A 20,452-nucleotide genomic window follows, 5' to 3' on the forward strand; every position below is an offset into this window, starting at 1 on the left:
GTCTCCGTAGAGTTCATCAACAGAGACAGCGTTCAGTATATCGAACGACTCTCGTGGCTCGTCCGGCGAGCCGCGGGAAAAGCTGGAGGAATTCGCCGTGGCAGCAGCACCAGTCTGGAGTGTCGACCCCCGAACCGGGAAGCAGCGGGAACAGGTCGCGGTCGAGGCCACGGCCCAGGAGGTGGACCAGGCGGTCCGCGCCGCCCACGACGCCCGTTCCGCTCTGACGGACCGGACCGTGCGCGCCGCGTTCCTGCGCACCGCCGCCGATCTGCTGGACGAGGCCAAGGACCATCTGGTCGAGGCCGCCGACGCGGAGACCGCGCTCGGACCGGTCCGGCTCGGCGGTGAACTCGCCCGCACGAGCTTCCAGTTGCGGGCGTTCGCGAGCGTCGTCGACGAGGGAGCCTTCCTCGGCGTCGTCATCGACCACCCGGACGACACCGCCACGCCGCCCATCCCGGACCTGCGCCGCTACAAGATCCCGCTGGGTGTCGTCGCCGTCTACTCGGCCTCGAACTTCCCCTTCGCCTTCTCCGTGCCCGGCGGTGACACCGCGAGCGCGCTCGCCGCGGGCTGCCCCGTCGTCGTCAAGTCGCACCCCGACCACCCGGCCACCTCCGAGCTGGTCGCCTCCGTCATCCGGCGGGCCGCCGCCCGGCACGACATCCCGGAGGGCGTGCTCGGTCTCGTGCACGGCTTCGAGGCGGGGGTCGAGCTGGTCAAGCACCCGCTGGTCTCGGCCGCCGGGTTCACCGGTTCCGTACGCGGCGGGCGCGCGCTCTTCGACGCCGCCGCGGCCCGTCCGGTGCCGATCCCGTTCCACGGCGAACTGGGCTCCCTCAACCCGGTCGTGATCACCGAGGCGGCCGCCACCGAGCGCCCCGAGCAGATCGGTACGGGCCTCGCGGGCTCCATGACCCTGGGCGTCGGCCAGTTCTGCGTCAAGCCCGGCCTGGTGTTCGCGCCGAGCGGCGAGGCGGGCGACAGCCTCGTCAAGTCGCTCACGGCCGCCGTCAGCGACACCGCCGGGGGCGTCCTGCTCGACCACCGCATGCGGGACAACTTCGTCGCGGGCGTCGCCGAGCGGGCCCAGCTCCCGGACGTCGAGGCGCCGGTGACGCCCGGCGCGGGCGGCGAGCACACCGTCAGCCCCGGCTTCCTCACCGTCCCGGCGACCAGGCTCGCCGTCGAGGGCGGGGCGCACGACCTGCTCCTCGAGGAGTGCTTCGGCCCGGTCACCGTCGTCGCCCGCTACGAGAGCGCCGACGAGATCACCGCCGTCCTCTCCCGCCTGCCCGGCAACCTCACCGCCACCGTCCAGCTCTCCGCCGAGGAGGCCGCCGGTGAGGGGCGCGGCACGGAGATCCTCGCCGAGCTGACCCCGCTCGCCGGACGCGTCCTGGTCAATGGCTGGCCGACCGGCGTCGCCGTCGCCCCCGCCCAGCACCACGGCGGCCCGTACCCGGCGACGACCTCCACCTCCACCTCGGTCGGCTCCACCGCGATCGAGCGCTGGCTGCGCCCGGTCTCGTACCAGACGACCCCCGAGGCGCTGCTGCCGCCGGAGCTGCGCGACGACAATCCGCTGGACCTGCCGCGCCGCTACAACGGCCGCCTGGAGAACTGAAGCCCATGGAACTGAACCTCCCCGAGCTGCCCTTCCAGCTGCACGCCCACGGCCCCGAGGGGCACTGGGCGTACGCGGACGGAGCGCTCACCGGCCGGGCCGGCGCCCGCCAGGACCGCTTCGTGCCCCCGGCCGGTGACTCGCTCGAATCCGCCTCCGACGCGCCGCGCCTCCTCGGCACACCGCCCGAGGGCGACTTCCAGCTGATCGCCCGCGTGACGGTCGGTTTCGCGGCGGCGTTCGACGCGGGCGTCCTCTACCTCCACGTGGGGGAGCGGGAGTGGGCCAAGCTCTGCTACGAGCGCTCCCCGGACGAGCCCACGGTCTGCACGGTCGTCACGCGCGGGCGCTCCGACGACGCGAACTCCTTCGTGGTCCCGGGGTCGACCGTGTGGCTGCGGATCACCCGCACCGGCTCCGCGTTCGCCTTCCACGCCTCCACCGACGGCGAGAAGTGGACCTTCGTCCGCGTCTTCGCGCTCGGCGACGAGCACTCCGCGGCGGCGGCCCAGGTCGGCTTCCTCGCGCAGTCGCCGACGGGGGAGGGGTGCGAGGTCGTTTTCGACCGCATCGAGCTGCGCTCCGGCGCGCCGAAGGACCTGCGGGACGGGAATTAGCCACGGGCGGCACCGGTTGACGTACGGCGCAGGGCTCCCCCTGCGCCGTACGTATCCACTGGAGCGAGAGACCCCATGCGCGTCGAGATCTGGACCGACATCAACTGCCCGTTCTGCTACATCGGCAAGTTCCGGTTCGAGCAGGCCCTCGACGCCTTCCCGCACAAGGACCAGGTCCAGGTCGTGCACCGCTCCTTCGAGCTCGACCCCACCATCGCCAAGGGCGACACCGGTCTCGTCGTCCCGCACATCGCCGAGAAGTACGGGATCAGCGAGGAGCAGGCCGCCGCCAACGAGCAGGGGCTCGGGCAGCAGGCGCAGGCGCTCGGCCTGCCCTACCTCACCGCGGGCCGCGACTACGGAAACAGCTTCGACCTGCACCGCCTGCTCCACCTCGCGCACGAGAAGGGCGTCCAGAACGCCATGATCGACGCCCTGTACCGGGGGAACTTCGCCGAGCAGGGCTCCGTCTTCGCCGACGAGGAGCACGTGGTGCGCCTCGCTGTCGACGCCGGGCTCGACGAGGCCGAGGTCCGCGCGGTCCTCGCCGACCCGGACAAGTACGCCGACGAGGTCCGCGCCGACGAGCGCGAGGCCGCCGAGCTGGGCGCCAACGGCGTCCCGTTCTTCGTCCTCGACCGCAAGTTCGGGGTCTCCGGCGCCCAGCCCGCCGAGGTCTTCACACAGGCCCTGACCCAGGCGTGGGACAGCCGCTCCCCGCTCACGGTGATCGACAGCGCGGACGGCGGCGACGCGTGCGGCCCCGACGGCTGCGCGGTCCCGCAGAGCTGACCCCGGCCCAGCCGGGCTGATCGAATTCGGGCGCGGGCGCCCGGGGGCGTCCGGCACAGTGAAGTCATGCAGACGACCGACGATCACCAGCCCGGCGTCCCCGCCCTGGACCTGCCCCCGGAACCCGCCCTCGCCCTCGACCTCGATCTCGTCCGCGCCCAGTACCACCCGGACAGCACCTACCTGAACACCGCCGGTTCCGGGGTGCTGCCCGCGCGGGCGGCCGACGCGGTGCGCATCGCCGTCGACACCATGGCGGCGGGCCGCCCGCTCGACGCCCTGTTCGCCGACGTCGAGGCGGCCCGCGCCTCCTTCGCGCGGATAGCCGGGGCGCCGGTGGCGCAGGTGGCGGCCGGCGCGTCCGTCGCGGTCTACGGCGGTCTGGTCGCCGCGTCGCTGCCCCCGGGCGCCGAGGTCCTCACCGCGGAGAACGACTTCAGCTCCACCGTCAACCCGTTCCACGTCCGGGGCGACCTCAGGGTCCGCATCGTCCCGCTGGACGCGCTCGCCGGGTCCGTCGGCCCCGACACCGCGCTCGTCGCCGTCAGCGCCGTGCAGTCCGCCGACGGCCGCGTCGCCGACCTGGCCGCCCTGCGCGAGGCCACCCGCGCCCACGGCGCCCGCCTCTACGTCGACGCCTCGCAGGCCGCGGGCTGGCTCCCGCTGCAGGCCGCGGACGCCGACTACGTCTGCGCCGTCGGCTACAAGTGGCTCTCCTGCCCGCGCGGCACCGCCTTCTTCGTCGGCCCCGAGGACCCGGACGCGCTGCGCCCGGTCTTCGGCGGCTACGTCTCCGGCGAGATCCCCATGGACAGCTGCTACGGCCCCGTCACCCGACCCGCTCGCTCCGGGCGCCGGTTCGACGAGGCGCCGAGCCTCCTCGCGTACACCGCGGCGCGCCAGTCCCTCGCGCTGATCGAGGAGCTGGGCCCGGACGCCGTCCGCGCCCACGACCTGGCGCTCGCCGACCGCTTCCGCGCGGGCCTCGCCGCCCTCGGCCACCAGCCGGTCCCGTCGCCCGGCTCACCGATCGTCTCCGTACCCCGACTCGGCCACAGGCAGGCGGAGTTGCGCACGGACGGCATCGAGGTCGCCGCCCGCGCGGGCAATCTGAGGGCCGCCTTCCACCTCTACAACACGCCCGAGGACGTAGACCGGCTCCTGACCGCTCTGTCCCACTGACCGCCCCTCGCCACCGCCGCACCACCACACCTGGCGCGCGGGCCCGCCGGACGCTAGGAAGGCAGGGACGAGGTGGTGGTGCCGGTGGCCCGCAAGCACGGGACAGAACCGACGGCCGACGCCGAGCTGCACCGGCGGCTGGTCTACGGCGACGAGGCCGCGCTCACCGAGGTGTACGACACCTACGGCGGGCTCGTGCGCGGAGTCGCGGTCCGGGTGACCCGCCAGACCGGGGCCGCCGACGACGTCGCCCAGGAGGTCTTCGCCCACCTGTGGGCGCGGCCCTACGCCTACGACGAGCGGCGCGGCACCCTGCGCACCTGGCTGACGATGCTGGCGCACCGCCGCGCCGTCGACTGGGTGCGCAGCGAGGCCCGCCACCGCAAGGCGGTCACCGCCGACGACGCGGTCCTGCACGCCATCCCGGCACAGGACCCGGGACCCGACGAGCGGGTCGTGGACCGCGAACGCGCCCTCCTGCTCCACTCCGCCCTCGCCGAACTCCCGCTGCCCCAACGGCAGGTGGTCCACTTGGCGTACTTCGCCGGGCGGACGTACCGTCAGGCAGCGGTGGAACTCGGCATCCCCGAGGGCACCGCGAAGACCCGGCTGCGCACGGCCCTGCACCGGCTGGCCGAAACCCTGGCGGACCCCCCCGACCCGGCCAGGGAAAGGAGCGCGTGATGACGACCGACGCCTACGACCACGCGGCGATCTGCGACCTCCTCGGCGCCTGGGCCGTCCACGCCCTGCCCGCCGAGGAGGAGCACGCCGTCCCCGAACACCTCGCGCGGTGCCCGGAGTGCGCGGCGGAGGCGGAACGGCTGCGAGAGACCGTACGACTGCTGGACGGCCCGATGGAGAACCTCGGCACCGCCCCGCGCAGCGCGGGCGACGACATCCTGACCCGCGTCCTCGTCGCCCGCCCGGCCGTGCCCCGCACCGCCCCGCACGCCGAGCCCTACGCCGCCGCCGTCGCCGCGCTCGAGGCGCTCGTCGCCGCACTCGACCCCGAGCCCGACGCCGCGCCGGACCCGGACGTCTGGCGGACCCCCGTCGTCCACGACTGGACCGTGCGGGACACGATCGCCCACCTGATCGCCGCCGACGAGCATCTCGCCATCCACCTGGGCCTTCCGGCCAACGAGCCGCCGCCCACCCCGACGGCCCCCGACGACACCGGCTGGCGTACCGCCTGGGCCACCCGCACCCACCGCGTCATCGCCCACGAGCGGGCCCGTTCACCGCAGGCCACGGTCGCCACCTGGCGCGCGCAGGCCGCCGCGCTGCTCGCCACCCCGGCCGCGCACGACCCCGAAGTGGCGGCGCTGCCCACGACGCTGGTCGGCGCGCGGCTGCCCGTCGCCGATCACTTCCTGGTCCGGGCCTTCGAAGCGTGGATCCACGCCGACGACATCGGGCGCGCCCTGGGGCGGCCCGTCCCCCCGCCACCCGCCGACCACCTGCGGCGCCTGGTGCGGCTCGGCGTCCGCATCCTCGGCCTCGCGCTCGGCACGACCGCCGAACCGGTCGCCCTCACCGTCACCGACGCGGGCCGCTCCACGAAGTGGGTCCTGGGCGCGGAAGGCGAGCCGGTCCGCGCCGAACTCGCCCTGGACGCCGTCGACTTCTGCCTCCTCATCGGCGGCCGCGTCGCCCCGTACACCGTCCCCATGGCCGCCCAGGGCGACGACAGGGCCGTACACGCCGTCCTCGACGGGGCGGCCCGGCTCGCCTGGCTCTGAGGTTTCCGTAAGCCCACACACCGGTGGGGCGGGACCGGTGACCGGTCCCGCCCCACTCATGCGCGTACGTGCGTCACTTCACCGGGGTGAAGTCCCGCGCCCCGATGAACTCCGGGCGGCGTACGGGCGCCGAGAACGGCTCCACCGCCGGGTTCTCCACGCTGTTGAACACGATGAAGACGTTCGAGCGCGGGTAGGGCGTGATGTTGTCGCCCGAGCCGTGCATGGCGTTGCAGTCGAACCAGGTCGCCGAGCCCGCCCTGCCGGTGAACAGCTTGATGCCGTGCGCGTCGGCGAACTTGGACAGCGCCTCGTTGGAGGGGATGCCCGCGTCCTGCATCTGCAGCGACTTCTTGTAGTTGTCCTTCGGCGTCTCGCCCGCGCAGCCGAGGAACGTCTTGTGCGACCCCGGCATGATCATGAGGCCGCCGTTGGTGTCGTAGTTCTCCGTCAGGGCGATGGAGACGGACACCGTCCGCATGTTCGCGAGGCCGTCCTCGGCGTGCCAGGTCTCGAAGTCCGAGTGCCAGTAGAAGCCGCTCGCCCCGAAACCGGGCTTGACGTTGATCCGCGACTGGTGGACGTAGACGTCCGAGCCGAGGATCTGCCGGGCCCGCCCCACGACGCGCTCGTCGCGGACCAGGTTCGCGAAGACCTCGCTGATCCTGTGCACCTCGAAGACCGAGCGCACGTCCTGCGACTTCGGCTCGACGATGGAGCGCTCGTCGGCCTTGACCGCCGGATCGGTGATCAGCCGCTGCAGCTCGGCCTGGTAGGTACCGATCTCGTCCGGGCCGATCAGCTCGTCGATCGCGAGGAAGCCGTCCCGCTCGAAGCCCGCGAGGTCGGACTCGCGGATCGGGCCCCGGGCGCCGGGCGCCGACCAGACGACCGGGTCGACGCGCGGGGTGGCCACCTCCGAGGTGCCGCGGGTCGGGTACAGATCGGCGATGCCGTGGTCCGCAGAGATGGCGGTCATAAGAATCAGGCCTCCTCGTCCTCGGTCAGCAGCGGGTAGGCGCCGTGCTCGTCGTGGTCCTCCCGCCCGGTCACGGGCGGATTGAACACGCATACGCAGCGGAAGTCCGTCTTGGGCCGCAGCGTGTGGTGCTCGTGGCCGTTCAGGAGGTACATGGTGCCCGGCTCGATCCAGTGCTTCTCGCCGGTCTCCTCGTTGGTGAGCTCGGCCTCGCCCTCGACGCAGAGTACGGCCTCGATGTGGTTCTTGTACCACATCTTCGTCTCGGTACCCGCGTAGAGGATCGTCTCGTGCAGGGAGAAACCGACCTTCTCCTTGGCGAGGACGATGCGCTTGGTCTCCCACGTGCCGGACGCCGACTTCACGTGCCGGTCGGTGTTCTCGATCTCCTTGAACGAACGGACAATCACGGTGTGTCGCTGCCTCTCTCTGTTGCGTTCCCTGAGGGATGTCAGGCGGTCTCGCGCACGGCCCTGGTGAGCGTGCGCAGCCCCTCTTCCAGCTCGTCGGGCGTGATCGTCAGCGCCGGGAGGAGCTTGACGACCTCGCTGTTCGGGCCGGAGGTCTCGATCAGCAGGCCGAGCTCGAAGGCGCGCTTGGCGACCTTGCCGGCCCGCTCCTTGTCGCGGAACTCGAGGCCCCACACGAGGCCGCGGCCGCGGTACTGCACGGTCTCGTCGCGGAACTCGTCGCGCAGCGCGACGAGGGCCTCCTCGATCTGCTGGCCGCGGGCGAGCGTCTGCTTCTCCATGGCCGGACCGTCGGTCCAGTACGTCTCCAGGGCGGCGGACGCCGTCACGAAGGCGGGGTTGTTGCCGCGGAACGTGCCGTTGTGCTCGCCGGGCTCCCAGACGTCGTGCTCCGGCTTGAACAGGCACAGGGACATGGGGAGCCCGTACCCGCTGATGGACTTGGAGACGGTCACGATGTCCGGGGTGATGCCCGCCTCCTCGAAGGAGAAGAAGGCGCCGGTGCGGCCGCAGCCCATCTGGATGTCGTCGACGATGAGCAGCATGTCCCAGCGCTCGCACACGTCGGCGAGCTTGCGCAGCCACTCGGCGCGGGCGACGTTGATGCCGCCCTCGCCCTGCACCGTCTCGACGATCACGGCGGCGGGCTGGTTCAGGCCGGAACCCTGGTCGGCGAGGAGCCGCTCGAACCAGATGAAGTCCGGCGTCTGCCCGTCCAGGTAGTTGTCGAACGGCATGGGCGTGCCGTGCACCAGCGGGATGCCCGCGCCGGCCCGCTTGAACGCGTTGCCGGTCACCGCGAGCGAGCCGAGCGACATGCCGTGGAAGGCGTTGGTGAAGGAGACGATCGACTCGCGGCCCTTGACCTTGCGGGCCAGCTTCAGCGCGGACTCGACGGCGTTGGTGCCCGTCGGGCCCGGGAACATGACCTTGTAGGGGAGGTCGCGCGGGCGCAGGATGATGTTCTGGAAGGACTCCAGGAAGTTGCGCTTCGCCGTCGTCGACATGTCCAGGCCGTGCGTGACGCCGTCGCGCTCCAGGTAGTCGATGAGCGCGCGTTTCAGCACAGGGTTGTTGTGGCCGTAGTTGAGTGAACCGGCGCCGGCGAAGAAGTCCAGGTACTCGTGGCCGTCCTCGTCGTACATACGGCTGCCGTGGGCCCGGTCGAAGACGGTGGGCCAGCCGCGGCAGTAGCTGCGCACCTCCGACTCAAGGGTCTCGAAGACGCTCAGGTCCGGCTGGGTGATGGTCACAGCGAATGCTCCTCTTGGGAGGGGAGTAGCGGGGGGTCGGCTTGCATGGCTTCGGCTTGTGGGGCTCGGCCGGCTAGGCGGCGGGCGCGAGCGGACCGATCCGGTACAGCTCTTCCGGCAGGTGCCCGTCGTCGGGGAAGAGCCCGGCGTCGAACAGGACGGTGCGCTCCACGCCGGCCCCGTGCCTGCGGGCGAAGGAGCGGAACAGCGCCTGCGACGCCTCGTTGTCCGGCGTGATCGTCGTCTCGACGGTGGTGACCTGCCGCTCGGCGACGGCCTTCGCGGCCAGACCGTCCAGGAGTTCGCCGGCCAGACCGTGCCCGCGGTGGGCGGAGTCCACGGCTATCTGCCATACGACCAGAGTGCCCGGTCGGTCCGGCCGTGTGTACCCGGTGACGAACCCCGCGACCGCGCCGGTCTCGTCCCGCGCCACCGCGGAGGTGGCGGCGAAGTCACGGCACCACAGCAGATAGCTGTACGAGGAGTTGAGGTCGAGAACCTTGGAGTCGCGTGCGATACGCCAGATCGCGGCACCGTCGGCCACGCCGGGCTGGTCGAGCTGGAATTTCGCTTGTACGGCGGTCATGCAAATTGAATTTACCCAGCAATTTCTGGGATTGCATCTGCGAGCAGGGTTACGTGGCGCGGCGATCTGTGTTATCGCGCGCAGGTGAGCACGCGCATGAGTGGGCGGAGATATATGCCGATTTGCCGTGTACAAATAGGGCATAACACCGTTGGTGTGGAGTACGTCACACCGTTCTGCCTGGTCGGAAGCGTGTCCGATTCACGACGACTCGCGTTGTTGAAATCTTAGTGTTTACGTTCCGTCGAACCGGGCAGAAGCAGTACGGGAAGCTGCTCCGATAATAAGCGGAAGAATGTAGTTCAGTAGTTCTTGCGGAAGATAAAGAAAAGCGCCGCCCGGAAATGGGCGGCGCCACTTTGTGGACGGCGGAATTGCTTCGGTCTGTTTCGGCGGAGGATCGCCTTTTATGCCCAGGCGGCGGCGACGGCCTTCCGCGCACCCTCCAGGTCCACCGCGCACCCGGCCTCCGCGAGCGCCCCGCCGAGCGCGGCGAGCGAGGACTGCACGACACCGCGCGTCGCCTGCGGACCGTAGTGGTTGACCCGGATCATCTCCTTGGCCAGGGCGCCCCCGCCCGCCACGAGCGGCAGCACCGGGTCCACGGCGAGAGCCTTCGCGACCAGCTCACGCGCGTCCGTCCCGGCGGGCGCCCGCAGCGTCGTGGCGACCGGCGCGGCGTCCCGCGCCTCGTGCACGTACGGCTCGAGCCCCCCGCCCAGAGCCAGGGTTCCGGCGCGGGTCGCCGCCGCCGCGCTCGCGTGACGGGCCATCAGGGCGTCGAGCCCCTCGCTCTCGATCCGCTCCACGCACGCCTCGAGCGCGAGCATCTCCAGCTGGGCGGGCGCGTGGAGCAGGGCCTTCCGGCCGCCGTCGATCCAGCGCTGCTTCCAGTCCAGGAGCGAGAGGTAGGAGTGGCGCGGCGCCTGCGGGTTGGCGGCCATCCGCTCCCAGGCCCGCGCGCTCACCGACACGGCCGAGACCCCGGCCGGTCCGCCCATCGCCTTCTGCGCGCCGATCACGCACAGGTCCACGCCCCAGGCGTCCGGCAGTACCGGCTCGGCGGCGATCGACGCCACGGCGTCCAGGTAGAACAGCGCGCCGTGCTCCCGGACCACCTCACCGATCTCCGCGACGGGGTTGGTGTTGCCGGTCGCCGCCTCCGCGTGCACGAGGGAGACGAAGTCGATGTCGGGATGTTCGGCGAACGCCTCCCTGATCTGCCCGGCCGTCACCGCCGTGTGGAAGGGCACCGCCAGGTCGTGCACGGTGGCCCCGCAGTCGCGCAGCCAGTCGCCGAAGGTCTGCCCGTACGGGCCCGTGATGACGTTGAGCGCCACGGTGCCGGGCCCGGCGGCGCCACGGATCGCGCCCTCGAGCGGGAGCAGCGCCTCGCCCTGCATGATCACGACGTCCTGGGACGCGGAGGTTCGCAGGAGACGGGCCACACGGTCCTCGACGGCGGCGAAGTGCTCGGCGCTCAGGGGGGCCAGATCGAGAAACGGATGCGTCACGGTGATGCTCTCTTCGCTCACGGGTTCGGACAGGTGCTCACGGGTTCGGACAGATGCCGCTGTCGAGCGTACCCACCCGTTTCATAGGCTTCGCGCATGAGTGAGCCGAGCCCGGCGGGGGCGCTGCACGTGACCGGACGGGTCCTGGCCGGACCCGACGACGTACGCGACGAACTGTGGGTGATCGACGGCAAGGTCACCTACGACCGCCCGCGCACCCCGGGCCCGGACGTGACGACGGTCCACGGCTGGGCGCTGCCCGGCCTGGTGGACGCCCACTGCCACGTCGGCCTCGACGCCCACGGCCCCGTCCCCGCCGGGACCGCCGAGAAGCAGGCACTGACCGACCGCGACAGCGGCACGCTGCTCCTGCGCGACGCGGGCTCGCCGTCCGACACCCGCTGGATCGACGACCGCGAGGACCTGCCGAAGATCATCCGCGCGGGCCGGCACATCGCCCGCACCCGCCGCTACATCCGCAACTACGCCCACGAGATCGAACCCGGGGACCTCACCGCCTACGTCGCCCGGGAGGCCCGGCGCGGCGACGGCTGGGTCAAGCTCGTCGGCGACTGGATCGACCGCTCCACCGGCGACCTCGGCGCCTGCTGGCCGCGCGGCGCCGTCGAGGACGCCATCGCCGAGGCGCACCGGCTCGGCGCCCGCGTCACCGCCCACTGCTTCGCCGAGGACTCGCTGCGCGACCTCGTCGAGGCGGGCATCGACTGCGTCGAGCACGCCACGGGCCTCACCGACGACCTGATCCCGCTCTTCGCCGAGCGCGGCGTCGCGATCGTTCCGACCCTGGTCAACATCGCCACGTTCCCGGACCTCGCCAAGGGCGGCGAGGAGAAGTTCCCGCGCTGGTCGGCCCATATGCGCCGGCTGTACGACCGCCGCTACGACACCGTGCGCAACGCCTACGACGCGGGCATCCCGGTCTACGTCGGCACGGACGCGGGCGGCTCCCTCGCCCACGGCCTCGTCGCGGGCGAGGTCGCCGAACTGGTCAAGGCGGGCATCCCTGCGGTGGAGGCCCTCTCGGCCACCGCCTGGGGCGCCCGCGCCTGGCTCGGCCGCCCCGCCCTGGAGGAGGGCGCCCCGGCGGACCTGGTGGTGTACGAGTCGGACCCGCGCGAGGACGTACGGGTCCTGGCCGCTCCGCGCGCGATCGTGCTGCGGGGGAGGGTGGTCGGCTAGAAGCCGCCTGGGTTGACGCAGCGTTACCCGGGCGGGCGGCTGCTCGTTGCACACGGCTTCGCGGCGCCCTCGCGGTCAACCGGCGTACCCGGGAGATGAGCAGCTCGGGTGAGATCAGGGGGACGGCGGGGAACATCCGAGCCCCCGGATTCGAAGATGCGAGCTAAAACCCCTCGTTGGGGTGAACTGACCTAGGGTTGCCGCCCGTTCACCCTCAGTGCGTAAAGATTCCCTCATCGATGACCAGTCGACACCGTCGGCGGCGCACGTGCTGTCCCTGTGCGCGCCCGCCGAGGGGGATCTGTTCTGACCATCGCCTGTCCTGAATCCGAATCTGTTCTGTCCTCTCCTGGGGGTCCCACCAGCATGCCCAGCTCCACTGTCACCACCGCACCGCGTACGACCGCCCGCCGCCTCGCCGTGACGGCCGTCGCGACCGTGCTCGCCGCCGGACCCGCCGCGCTCGCCGCCGCCGGCCCCGCCGCGGCGACGGGCGACCACGGCGGCAAGGCCGGCGCGGTCGTGCTCCGCACGGGCCTGGACGTCTCCCTCCTGAACAAGACGGTGAACGTCCCCCTCAAGGTCGCGCTCAACGAGGTGCAGGCCCCGGCGAGCGCCGAGAAGACCGCGCTGAGCGTGAACCTGGACGGTGTCGACAACGGCCGCCCGTTCAACGTGCTGCGCGCGGACGTCGCGAAGGCGGAGGCGACCGTCGACGCGAAGAAGGCGGAAGGTTTCACCCAGCTCGTCCACGCCAAGGTGCACGTCCCCGGCCTGCCGCTGCTCTCCCTCATCGAGGTGGACCAGGTCACGTCCAAGGCCCGGTGCGAGGCGGGTGAGAAGCCGGTTGCGGAATCGAATCTGCTCGGCTCCGTCACGGTCCTCGGCAAGAAGGTCACGCTGACCGCGGGCGGCACGACGGAGGTCAGGGTCCCGGGTGTCGGCGAGGTCTCCCTGGCCCTCTCCTCCACCTCGACGACGTCCCGTACGGCGGCGGCCTCCGCACTCCGGCTCAAGGTCTCGGTCAACCCCCTGAAGCTGAACGTCGCCGAGGTCGACGGCGAGGTCACCCTGGCCGGCGCCACCTGCGAGTCCCCGAAGCCCCCCGCTCCCGGGAAGGAGACCCCGGCGGTCTCCACCCCGACCCCCGACGCGATCGTCCCCCAGGGCACCAAGGAAGAGCCCCCGGCCGACCTGGCCGAAACGGGCGGCAGCTCAGCCACCCCCTACATCGCGGGCGGCGCGGTACTCCTCCTGGCAGCGGGCGGCGCAGCGGTAGCGATGACCCGCAGGAACCGAGCAAGGGCATAACCCGAGACGGCGGGGCCCCGAACACCCGGCGCCCCGCCAGGACCACGGGGACCGGCGCGAGCAGCCCACGACGACCCCGCGCATCCCCACCGGGGGCGCGGGGACCGGCGCGAGCAACCACGACGAACCCGCGGATCGCCACCGGGAGCAGGCGCCCCGTCAGGGGCGCGGGGAACGGCGCGAGCAGCCACGATGAACCCGCGGATCGCCACCGGGGCCAGGCGCCCCGTCAGGGGCGCGGGGAACGGCGCGAGCAACCACAGGCGACCGCGCGTCGCAGGGACCACCCCAACCACTCACGGCGCGAAGGCGCAAGCCCGGCCCCCTCACCCGAAGGAACCCAGAACCCCCCTCAGCCCGGCCACAAACTCGGCACTGACCTCCCGCCCCCGCACAGCGACCCGCACCCATTCCACCCCCAGCCCCGGAAACGTATCCCCCCGCCGCACAGCGAACCCGGCCCCCCGCAACAACTCCCGCACCACACCGGCCTGAGGCACCCGCAGCAACACAAAGGGCCCCTCCGCAGGCCCCGCCACCTCCACCCCGAACTCCGCCAGCCCCTCGAGCAGCCCCACCAGATGGGCCCGGTCCGCGGCAACCGCCCGAGCCGCGCTCTCCGCCTCGGCAACCCCCCGCGCGGACACACACGCCTGCGCGGCAACGAGCGCGGGCGAGGACACCGGCCACAACGGCTGCGCCCGCCCGAGCGCCGCGATGATCTCCGGCTCGGCGAGCACGTACCCGACCCGGAGCCCGGCGAGCCCCCACGTCTTGGTCAGACTCCGCAGCACCACGAGCCCGGGTACGTCCGTCCGCCCGGCCAGCGCCTCCCGCTCACCCGGCACCGCGTCCATGAACGCCTCGTCGACCACGAGCACCCGCCCCGGCCGCGCGAGCCGGACGATCTCCTCGGCGGGGTGCAGGACGGACGTGGGGTTCGTCGGATTGCCGACGACGACGAGATCCGCCTCCTCCGGCACCAGCGCGGCGTCGAGCCGGAACCCGTCGGACTCCGGCAGCACCACCCGCCCCACCACATGCCCCGCGTCGGCGAGCGCCGCCTCCGGCTCCGTGAACTGGGGGTGTACGACGACCGGCCGCCGCACCCCGAGCGCCCGCGCGAGCAGTACGAACGCCTCCGCCGCCCCCGCCGTGAGCAGCACCCGCTCGGCGGGCACCCCGTGCCGGGCCGCGACCGCCGCGCGGGCCGCGCGCCCGTCCGGATACGCCGCGAGCCCCTCAAGGGAAGCGGCGATGTCTTCCCGCAGCCACGTGGGCGGCGTACCGGTCCGGACGTTCACGGCGAGGTCGGTCAGCTTCTCGCCGTCGTCCCGCACCTCGGCGTCCCCGTGATGCCGCAGATCGGGGCCGTCCTCCTCACCCGCCGGTACGGGGGACGCCCCGAGCCGCACCTCCACGCCGGGATGCGCACCGCCCCACTCCTGGGCCCGCGCCCGGAACTCACCCGAGCCGGCATCCGCGACATCCTCGTACGGCTGGACGACGATCCGTCGCGCCCCGAGCGCGGCGCACCGGTCGAGCCCGGAGGCCACATCCGGCCAAGCACCCGAGACGAACGCCGGCTCGACCCCGGCGAAACCTCCCTCCTCCCACAACAACCGTGCGGCGGCGGCGAGTTCGGCGTTCACGGCGGGGTCGGCCGAACCGCGTCCCACGAGCAGGACCACCACATCGTCCCGCCCGGACGGGAAGCGGTCGGCGCACCGCGCCAGGGCGGCGAGCAGGGCCGGGGGAGGGGTGAGCACGAAGCGGACTCCTAGCGACTAGTGACCAGCGAGAGGTTCAAGGGGCAGTCGGGACCGACGGCGGCCACCGCGCAGGTGAGCCGCCCGCGCCACACCCGCTTCGGCACCACGAGCACACCCCGCGACGCGGCCAGCGCGGCCGCCTCGGCGACCGACGCCGTACCGGCGACCGCGCCCACCCGCGCCGACGGATGCGGCACCGGCACAGCGGCCAGGAGCTCGGCCGCGTACGACACGAGCGGCACCCCGAGCGCCCCGGCCGCCGCCACGAGCCCCGGCTCCCGGCCTTTCGCCTCGACGGTCGCGAGGGCGACCACGCCGTCCGGCCCGGCACCGGCCTCGTCGAGGACGGCCCGGACGAGTCCGAGCACCTCGTCGGCGCCCACCCCGGCACGTGCCCCGACCCCGACCACCACGACGTGCGCCGAGGGTGCCGCATGGGTTAGCAAAGGCGCATGGCGGTGTTCGTGGCGCTCGGCGCCTTTGTGATGACCCTGGTCGGCGGCTGGACCGCGAGGAGGGTCACCGACCGGCGCCATCTGGTGCTCGGACTCGCGGGCGGCCTGATGCTCGGCGTCGTCGGGCTCGACCTGCTGCCGGAGGCGCTCGACGCGGCCGACGGGCCGGTCTTCGGGGTGCCCGCGGCGCTGCTGCTCTTCGTCGCCGGGTTCCTCGCCGCGCACGTTCTGGAACACCTCCTCGCCCAGCGCCAGGCCGCCCACGGCGCCGACGAGCACGAGGGCGGCCGGGTCCCCGAGGTGGGCCTGACGGCGGCCGGGGCGATGGTCGGGCACAGCATGATGGACGGCATCGCGATCGGCGCCGCGTTCCAGGTCGGCGGCGGCATGGGCGTCGCCGTGGCGCTCGCGGTGATCGCCCACGACTTCGCCGACGGCTTCAACACGTACACGATCACGCGCCTGTACGGGAACGCCCGCCGCAAGGCGACGATCATGCTCCTGGCCGACGCGGCGGCGCCCGTCGTCGGCGCCGCCTCCACGCTCCTGTTCACCATTCCGGAGCAACTGCTCGGCGGCTATCTCGGCTTCTTCGGCGGCGTCCTGCTCTACCTGGCCGCCGCCGAGATCCTGCCCGAGGCCCACCACGACCACCCGGCCCGTTCGACCCTGCTGTGCACGGTCGCCGGAGCGGCGTTCATCTGGCTCGTCGTGGGCATCGCGGGCTGAGGTCACGGCGCGGCGCACCGCTCCACGAGACGCCGGGCGATGTCCGGGAGCGCCGCCCAGTGCGTGTGCAGATAGCTGGCGTGCACACCTTGTTGTACGAAGCCCTCGACGCGCGGCGACGGGAGCCGCATGCCCCACGCCGGGGACGGGCCCGCGCCCGGTTCGAGGACGGTGCGGTGGAACTCGTGGCCCCGCAGCCGCGTCCCCGCCGGGGCGAGCACGCTGTCGGAGACGGCGACCGCGTCCCGGTAGCCGAGCGTGAGCCGCTTCGTCATCCGTGCCTCGGCGTCGAGGACCCCGCACATCTCCTGGCCGTCGAGGGACCTGGCGAGATACAGGAGCCCCGCGCATTCCGCGACCACCGGGGCGCCCGTGCGGGCCAGTTCGGCGACGGCCTTGCGGAGCTGTCCGTTGGCGGACAGCTCGGGCGCGTAGACCTCCGGGAAGCCGCCGCCTATGACGATGCCTGTGGTGCCCTCGGGGAGGTGTTCGTCGTTCAGGGGGTCGAAGGCGGCCACCTGGGCGCCTGCCGCGGTGAGCAGTTCTGTGTGCTCGGTGTAGGAGAAGGTGAAGGCCGCGCCCCCTGCTACTGCCACGATCGGTTTCGCCGGCGGGTGCGGCGCCGTTGTGGCTGGTCGCGCAGTTCCCCGCGCCTCTGGCAGGGCCGGCGTCCACGCCTCTGCCGTCAGGGGCGGGGCCGTTCTCGCCAGTGCCAGGAGGCCCTCCAGGTCGCAGCCCTCACGGACCATCTGCGCCGCTGCCCGTACCGACTCCACCGCCCCGGCGCTTCGCTCGGCCACCGGGACCAGGCCCAGATGGCGGGAGGGCGTTTCCACTCGCGGAGCGCGGCGCAACGCCCCGAACACCGGGACGCCGACCTCCTCCAGCGCCTCGCGGAGCAGCTCCTCGTGGCGGTCCGAGCCGACCTTGTTGAGGATGACGCCCGCGAGCCGTACCTCCGGGTCGAACGACGCGAAGCCGTGGACGAGCGCCGCCACCGAGCGGGACTGCGACGACGCGTCGACGACGAGCACGACGGGCGCCTTGAGGAGCTTGGCGACATGCGCGGTCGAGGCGAGTTCGCCCTGCCCGGAGACCCCGTCGAAGAGGCCCATCACGCCTTCGACGACAGCCAGGTCGCAGCCTTGCGCGCCGTGCGCGAACAGCGGGCCGACGAGGTCGGGACCGCACATGTACGCGTCCAGGTTCCGGCCCGGACGGCCGGTCGCGAGGGCGTGGTAGCCCGGGTCGATGTAGTCGGGCCCGACCTTGTGCGGCGACACGGCGAGGCCGCGCTCGGCGAACGCGGCCATCAGGCCCGTGGCCACGGTCGTCTTGCCCGAACCGGACGCGGGCGCGGCCACGACCAGGCGGGGCACGGCGGATGCGGACGTCACCACTCGATGCCCCGCTGGCCCTTCTGGCCCGTGTCCATCGGGTGCTTCACCTTCGACATGTCGGTCACGAGGTCGGCGAACTCCACGAGCTTGTCGGGCGCGTTGCGGCCCGTGATGACGACGTGCTGGGTGCCGGGCCGCGCCCGCAGCACCTCCACCACTTCCTCCACGTCGATCCAGCCCCAGTGCAGCGGGTACGCGAACTCGTCGAGCACGTACAGCTTGTACGTCTCGGCGGCCAGGTCCCGCTTGACCTGCTCCCAGCCCTCGCGGGCCTTCTCCTCGTTGTCGGCCTGGTCGTCACGCTGGACCCAGGACCAACCCTCGCCCATCTTGTGCCAGTCGACGGTGCCGCCCTCGCCGGAGGCGCCCAGCACCTTGAGCGCGTTCTCCTCGCCGACCTTCCACTTCGCCGACTTGACGAACTGGAACACCCCGATCGGCCACCCCTGGTTCCAGGCGCGCAGCGCGAGCCCGAAGGCCGCTGTCGACTTCCCCTTGCCGACGCCCGTGTGCACGAACACCAGCGGACGGTTGCGGCGCTGCCGCGTCGTCAGTCCGTCGTCCGGTACGACACTCGGCTGTCCCTGCGGCATCAGGCGGCCCTCCTGCGGGTCTGGTGCGGTCCTTGCGCTTGTCCTTGTACGTCCTTGACGAGCCCGGCGATGGCGTCCGCGCGCAGCTCGTCCAAGGTGACGACGCTGCCGCCCAGCTGACCGGCGAGCTGCCCGGCGAGCCCGAGCCTGACCATGCCCGACTCGCAGTCGACGACCACGGACGCGACACCCCCGGCGGCGTGCAGCCCTGCCGCCCGGCCCGCCAGCTTCACCGGCTCGGGCCCGCCCGTGGCCCGCCCGTCGGTGACGACGACCATCAGCGGCCGGCGCGCCGGGTCCCGCAGCCGCTCCACGCGCAGTACTTCATGCGCGGTGAGCAGCCCGGCGGCCAGCGGTGTACGCCCACCGGTCGGCAGCGTTTCCAGCCGCGCGGCGGCCGTGTCCACGCTCGACGTCGGCGGCAGCGCCACTTCGGCGCCGGACCCGCGGAACGTCACGAGCCCCACCTTGTCGCGCCGCTGGTACGCGTCGAGGAGGAGAGACAGCACGGCGCCCTTCACGGCGCCCATCCGCTGCCGCGCGGCCATCGAACCGGAGGCGTCCACGACGAAGAGCACGAGGTTGCCCTCGCGGCCCTCGCGCGTCGCCTGCCGCAGGTCGTCACGGTGCACGACCAGCCCGGGGCCCGACCGCCCGCGCGCCCGCTGGTGCGGGGCCGCCGCGTGCACGGTGGCGGCCAGATGCAGCTTGGTCAGGGTGCCCCGGGGCCGTACGGCGCCCGTCGTGCGGCCGTGCTCGGTCCGCGCCCTCGACCGGCGTCCGGCGGCGCCGTCACCGAGGCCCGGGACGCTCAGCATCTTCGTACGGAAGGGCTCGCCGGGGGAGACGGGACGCTGCTCCTGCGCTCCGCGCGGGGCGGAAGGCGCCGCGGGTTCCCCGGAGGATTCCTGCGCGTCGGCGGTGTCCTGCGCGTCGGCGGTGTCCTGTGGGCCGGGGGCGTCCTGCTCGGGCCCGCTCTGCGGAGGCAGCCCGCCACCACCGCCGGGACCGCCGTCATCGGGACCGCCGTCATCGGGACCCTGGCCGTCCGGCCCCTCGGGCTCCGGATCGTCGTCCGGGCCGAACTCGTCCAGCGTCTCGTCGAGCTTGTCCTCGTCCAGGCCCGGCGCGTCGAACGGGTTGCGGCGGCGCCGGTGCGGCAGCGCGAGCAGCGCGGCCTGCCGCACGTCCTCCGCGAGCACATCGGTGCGCCCCGCCCAGGCGGCGAGCGCGGTCGCGGTCCTGGCCATCACGATGTCGGCGCGCATGCCGTCCACCTCGAACGCGGCGCAGGTCGCGGCGATCCGCGTCAACGCCTTGTCGCCGAGGCGCACCTGAGGCAGCAGGGCCCGCGCGGCGGCGATCCGCTCCCGCACGTCGGCCTCGTCCCCGGCGAAGCGCGCGGTGAACCCGTCGGGGTCGTCGTCGTACGCGAGCCGCCGCCTGACGACCTCCACGCGCTGCTCCGGTACCCGGGACGCGGCGACCTCCACGGTCAGGCCGAACCGGTCGAGCAACTGCGGCCGCAGCTCGCCCTCCTCGGGGTTCATCGTCCCGACGAGGAGGAAGCGCGCGGCGTGCCGTACGGAGACGCCTTCGCGCTCCACGTACGAGGCGCCCATGGCGGCGGCGTCGAGCAGCAGGTCGACCAGGTGGTCGTGGAGGAGGTTGACCTCGTCGACGTAGAGGATGCCGCGGTGCGCGTCCGCGAGCAGGCCCGGCTCGAACGCCTTCACGCCCTCGGCCAGCGCCCGCTCGATGTCGAGCGCCCCGACGAGCCGGTCCTCGGAGGCGCCGACCGGCAGCTCGACCATCCGCGCCGGCCGCTGTACGCCGGGCCCGGCCTCGTGCGGCCCGTCCGGACACTGCGGGTCGGGCGCCCCCGGCGCGCAGGAGAACCGGCACCCGGGGACGACGTCCACGTCGGGCAGCAGCGCGGAGAGGGCGCGCACGGCGGTGGACTTGGCGGTCCCCTTCTCGCCGCGCACGAGAACCCCGCCGACGGCGGGCGACACGGCGTTGAGCAGGAGAGCGAGCCGCAGATCGTCCTGCCCCACCAGGGCCGTGAACGGGTACGGAGTGGGCATCAGCGGTCAACCTCCGGTGAACGAGAACTACTTGGGGGCGCCGGGAACTGCGCGGCGCACCCCCACGAACCTGCACGTACGCACGAACTGTGGAGGGTCCGGGGGCGCGGCCCCCGGGGACGGGACGGGAAGGGGCG

The 20,452-nt window shown here is 72.9% G+C and carries 19 protein-coding genes and 1 pseudogene; 9 read left to right on the forward strand and 11 right to left on the reverse strand.

The genetic code is table 11. From position 1 onward, the window contains the following. The first annotated feature begins 97 nt into the window (after positions 1-97). From ACH4RC_RS09925 to ACH4RC_RS09950, 6 genes are all read left to right on the forward strand, one after another. Positions 98-1,630, forward strand: coding sequence for an aldehyde dehydrogenase (NADP(+)) (locus tag ACH4RC_RS09925; RefSeq protein ID WP_398197612.1), 1,533 nt, complete (start codon positions 98-100; stop codon positions 1,628-1,630). Positions 1,631-1,635: 5 nt separating this feature from the next. After that, positions 1,636-2,247: a DUF1349 domain-containing protein gene (locus tag ACH4RC_RS09930; RefSeq protein WP_398197614.1), complete on the forward strand. Its 612-nt coding sequence runs from the start codon at positions 1,636-1,638 to the stop codon at positions 2,245-2,247. A gap of 75 nt (positions 2,248-2,322) precedes the next feature. Continuing rightward, a complete protein-coding gene (locus ACH4RC_RS09935; protein WP_398197617.1) occupies positions 2,323-3,039 on the forward strand; it encodes a DsbA family oxidoreductase in 717 nt (238 codons plus the stop codon). A 66-nt stretch (positions 3,040-3,105) separates the two neighbouring features. Further along, positions 3,106-4,221, forward strand: coding sequence for an aminotransferase class V-fold PLP-dependent enzyme (locus ACH4RC_RS09940; RefSeq protein WP_398197620.1), 1,116 nt, complete (start codon positions 3,106-3,108; stop codon positions 4,219-4,221). 72 nt (positions 4,222-4,293) lie between these two features. After that, the gene (locus ACH4RC_RS09945; RefSeq protein ID WP_398197623.1) at positions 4,294-4,905 is read left to right on the forward strand and encodes a sigma-70 family RNA polymerase sigma factor; all 612 of its coding nucleotides are present in this window, start codon (positions 4,294-4,296) and stop codon (positions 4,903-4,905) included. Continuing rightward, positions 4,905-5,966 (forward strand): maleylpyruvate isomerase family mycothiol-dependent enzyme, encoded by a 1,062-nt coding sequence (locus ACH4RC_RS09950; protein ID WP_398197625.1) that lies wholly within the window; start codon positions 4,905-4,907, stop codon positions 5,964-5,966. Before ACH4RC_RS09945 ends, ACH4RC_RS09950 begins: the two co-directional genes overlap by 1 nt. Before the next feature lie 73 nt (positions 5,967-6,039). On the opposite strand, the gene thpD is transcribed toward ACH4RC_RS09950, so the two are convergent. From thpD to ACH4RC_RS09975, 5 genes are all read right to left on the reverse strand, one after another. Beyond that, complete coding sequence (gene thpD / locus ACH4RC_RS09955) at positions 6,040-6,945, reverse strand: ectoine hydroxylase (protein ID WP_398197627.1); 906 nt, start codon at positions 6,943-6,945, stop codon at positions 6,040-6,042. A gap of 5 nt (positions 6,946-6,950) precedes the next feature. Next, complete coding sequence (locus ACH4RC_RS09960; RefSeq protein ID WP_394435105.1) at positions 6,951-7,355, reverse strand: ectoine synthase; 405 nt, start codon at positions 7,353-7,355, stop codon at positions 6,951-6,953. Positions 7,356-7,396: 41 nt separating this feature from the next. Continuing rightward, positions 7,397-8,668 carry a diaminobutyrate--2-oxoglutarate transaminase gene (ectB, locus tag ACH4RC_RS09965; protein WP_398197630.1) on the reverse strand — a complete coding sequence of 424 codons (1,272 nt, stop codon included), beginning with the start codon at positions 8,666-8,668 and terminating at the stop codon, positions 7,397-7,399. 73 nt (positions 8,669-8,741) lie between these two features. Next, on the reverse strand, positions 8,742-9,254 hold the full coding sequence (gene ectA / locus ACH4RC_RS09970; protein ID WP_398197633.1) for a diaminobutyrate acetyltransferase: 513 nt from the start codon (positions 9,252-9,254) through the stop codon (positions 8,742-8,744). A 407-nt stretch (positions 9,255-9,661) separates the two neighbouring features. Beyond that, positions 9,662-10,768, reverse strand: a complete 1,107-nt coding sequence (locus ACH4RC_RS09975) for a pyridoxal-phosphate-dependent aminotransferase family protein (protein ID WP_398197636.1) — start codon at positions 10,766-10,768, stop codon at positions 9,662-9,664. Positions 10,769-10,864: 96 nt separating this feature from the next. Between ACH4RC_RS09975 and ACH4RC_RS09980 the strand changes: the two genes are divergently transcribed. Then, positions 10,865-11,968 carry an amidohydrolase family protein gene (locus ACH4RC_RS09980; protein ID WP_398197639.1) on the forward strand — a complete coding sequence of 368 codons (1,104 nt, stop codon included), beginning with the start codon at positions 10,865-10,867 and terminating at the stop codon, positions 11,966-11,968. Positions 11,969-12,334: 366 nt separating this feature from the next. Further along, positions 12,335-13,279 carry an SCO1860 family LAETG-anchored protein gene (locus tag ACH4RC_RS09985; RefSeq protein WP_398197641.1) on the forward strand — a complete coding sequence of 315 codons (945 nt, stop codon included), beginning with the start codon at positions 12,335-12,337 and terminating at the stop codon, positions 13,277-13,279. Positions 13,280-13,605: 326 nt separating this feature from the next. Here the strand turns inward: ACH4RC_RS09985 and cobC are convergent, their stop codons facing one another. The 3 genes and pseudogenes from cobC to ACH4RC_RS10000 all read right to left on the reverse strand — a co-directional run bounded on the left by cobC (position 13,606) and on the right by ACH4RC_RS10000 (position 15,464). After that, positions 13,606-14,700, reverse strand: a complete 1,095-nt coding sequence (gene cobC / locus ACH4RC_RS09990; protein WP_398197897.1) for an Rv2231c family pyridoxal phosphate-dependent protein CobC — start codon at positions 14,698-14,700, stop codon at positions 13,606-13,608. Positions 14,701-14,832: 132 nt separating this feature from the next. Continuing rightward, positions 14,833-15,048: pseudogene (locus tag ACH4RC_RS09995) on the reverse strand (hypothetical protein); the annotation flags it as partial. Positions 15,049-15,059: 11 nt separating this feature from the next. Next, complete coding sequence (locus ACH4RC_RS10000; RefSeq protein ID WP_398197643.1) at positions 15,060-15,464, reverse strand: cobalamin biosynthesis protein; 405 nt, start codon at positions 15,462-15,464, stop codon at positions 15,060-15,062. A gap of 39 nt (positions 15,465-15,503) precedes the next feature. Here ACH4RC_RS10000 and ACH4RC_RS10005 point away from each other — a divergent pair, with 39 nt between their 5' ends. Further along, the gene (locus ACH4RC_RS10005; RefSeq protein ID WP_398197644.1) at positions 15,504-16,235 is read left to right on the forward strand and encodes a ZIP family metal transporter; all 732 of its coding nucleotides are present in this window, start codon (positions 15,504-15,506) and stop codon (positions 16,233-16,235) included. Between the two features lie 2 nt (positions 16,236-16,237). Here the strand turns inward: ACH4RC_RS10005 and ACH4RC_RS10010 are convergent, their stop codons facing one another. From ACH4RC_RS10010 to ACH4RC_RS10020, 3 genes are read right to left on the reverse strand one after another with little or no spacing between them, the layout of a single operon-like run. Further along, on the reverse strand, positions 16,238-17,635 hold the full coding sequence (locus tag ACH4RC_RS10010) for a cobyrinate a,c-diamide synthase (RefSeq protein ID WP_398197647.1): 1,398 nt from the start codon (positions 17,633-17,635) through the stop codon (positions 16,238-16,240). Beyond that, positions 17,629-18,228 carry a cob(I)yrinic acid a,c-diamide adenosyltransferase gene (gene cobO / locus ACH4RC_RS10015; RefSeq protein ID WP_398197649.1) on the reverse strand — a complete coding sequence of 200 codons (600 nt, stop codon included), beginning with the start codon at positions 18,226-18,228 and terminating at the stop codon, positions 17,629-17,631. Before cobO ends, ACH4RC_RS10010 begins: the two co-directional genes overlap by 7 nt. Next, complete coding sequence (locus tag ACH4RC_RS10020) at positions 18,228-20,315, reverse strand: putative cobaltochelatase (RefSeq protein ID WP_398197651.1); 2,088 nt, start codon at positions 20,313-20,315, stop codon at positions 18,228-18,230. The genes cobO and ACH4RC_RS10020 overlap by 1 nt, the downstream gene beginning before the upstream one ends. Positions 20,316-20,452: the final 137 nt, after the last annotated feature.

This window comes from Streptomyces sp. NPDC016845 (assembly GCF_044332585.1).
Taxonomy (GTDB): Bacteria; Actinomycetota; Actinomycetes; order Streptomycetales; family Streptomycetaceae; genus Streptomyces.

Coding starts and splice junctions, on each gene's coding strand:
- ACH4RC_RS09930 (WP_398197614.1), top strand. CDS start 1,636: ATGGAACTGAACCTCCCCGAGCTGCCCTTCCAGCTGCACGCCCACGGC.
- ACH4RC_RS09935 (WP_398197617.1), top strand. CDS start 2,323: ATGCGCGTCGAGATCTGGACCGACATCAACTGCCCGTTCTGCTACATC.
- ACH4RC_RS09940 (WP_398197620.1), top strand. CDS start 3,106: ATGCAGACGACCGACGATCACCAGCCCGGCGTCCCCGCCCTGGACCTG.
- ACH4RC_RS09950 (WP_398197625.1), top strand. CDS start 4,905: ATGACGACCGACGCCTACGACCACGCGGCGATCTGCGACCTCCTCGGC.
- thpD (WP_398197627.1), bottom strand. CDS start 6,945: ATGACCGCCATCTCTGCGGACCACGGCATCGCCGATCTGTACCCGACC.
- ectA (WP_398197633.1), bottom strand. CDS start 9,254: ATGACCGCCGTACAAGCGAAATTCCAGCTCGACCAGCCCGGCGTGGCC.
- ACH4RC_RS09980 (WP_398197639.1), top strand. CDS start 10,865: ATGAGTGAGCCGAGCCCGGCGGGGGCGCTGCACGTGACCGGACGGGTC.
- ACH4RC_RS09985 (WP_398197641.1), top strand. CDS start 12,335: ATGCCCAGCTCCACTGTCACCACCGCACCGCGTACGACCGCCCGCCGC.
- ACH4RC_RS10005 (WP_398197644.1), top strand. CDS start 15,504: ATGGCGGTGTTCGTGGCGCTCGGCGCCTTTGTGATGACCCTGGTCGGC.
- cobO (WP_398197649.1), bottom strand. CDS start 18,228: ATGCCGCAGGGACAGCCGAGTGTCGTACCGGACGACGGACTGACGACG.
- ACH4RC_RS10020 (WP_398197651.1), bottom strand. CDS start 20,315: ATGCCCACTCCGTACCCGTTCACGGCCCTGGTGGGGCAGGACGATCTG.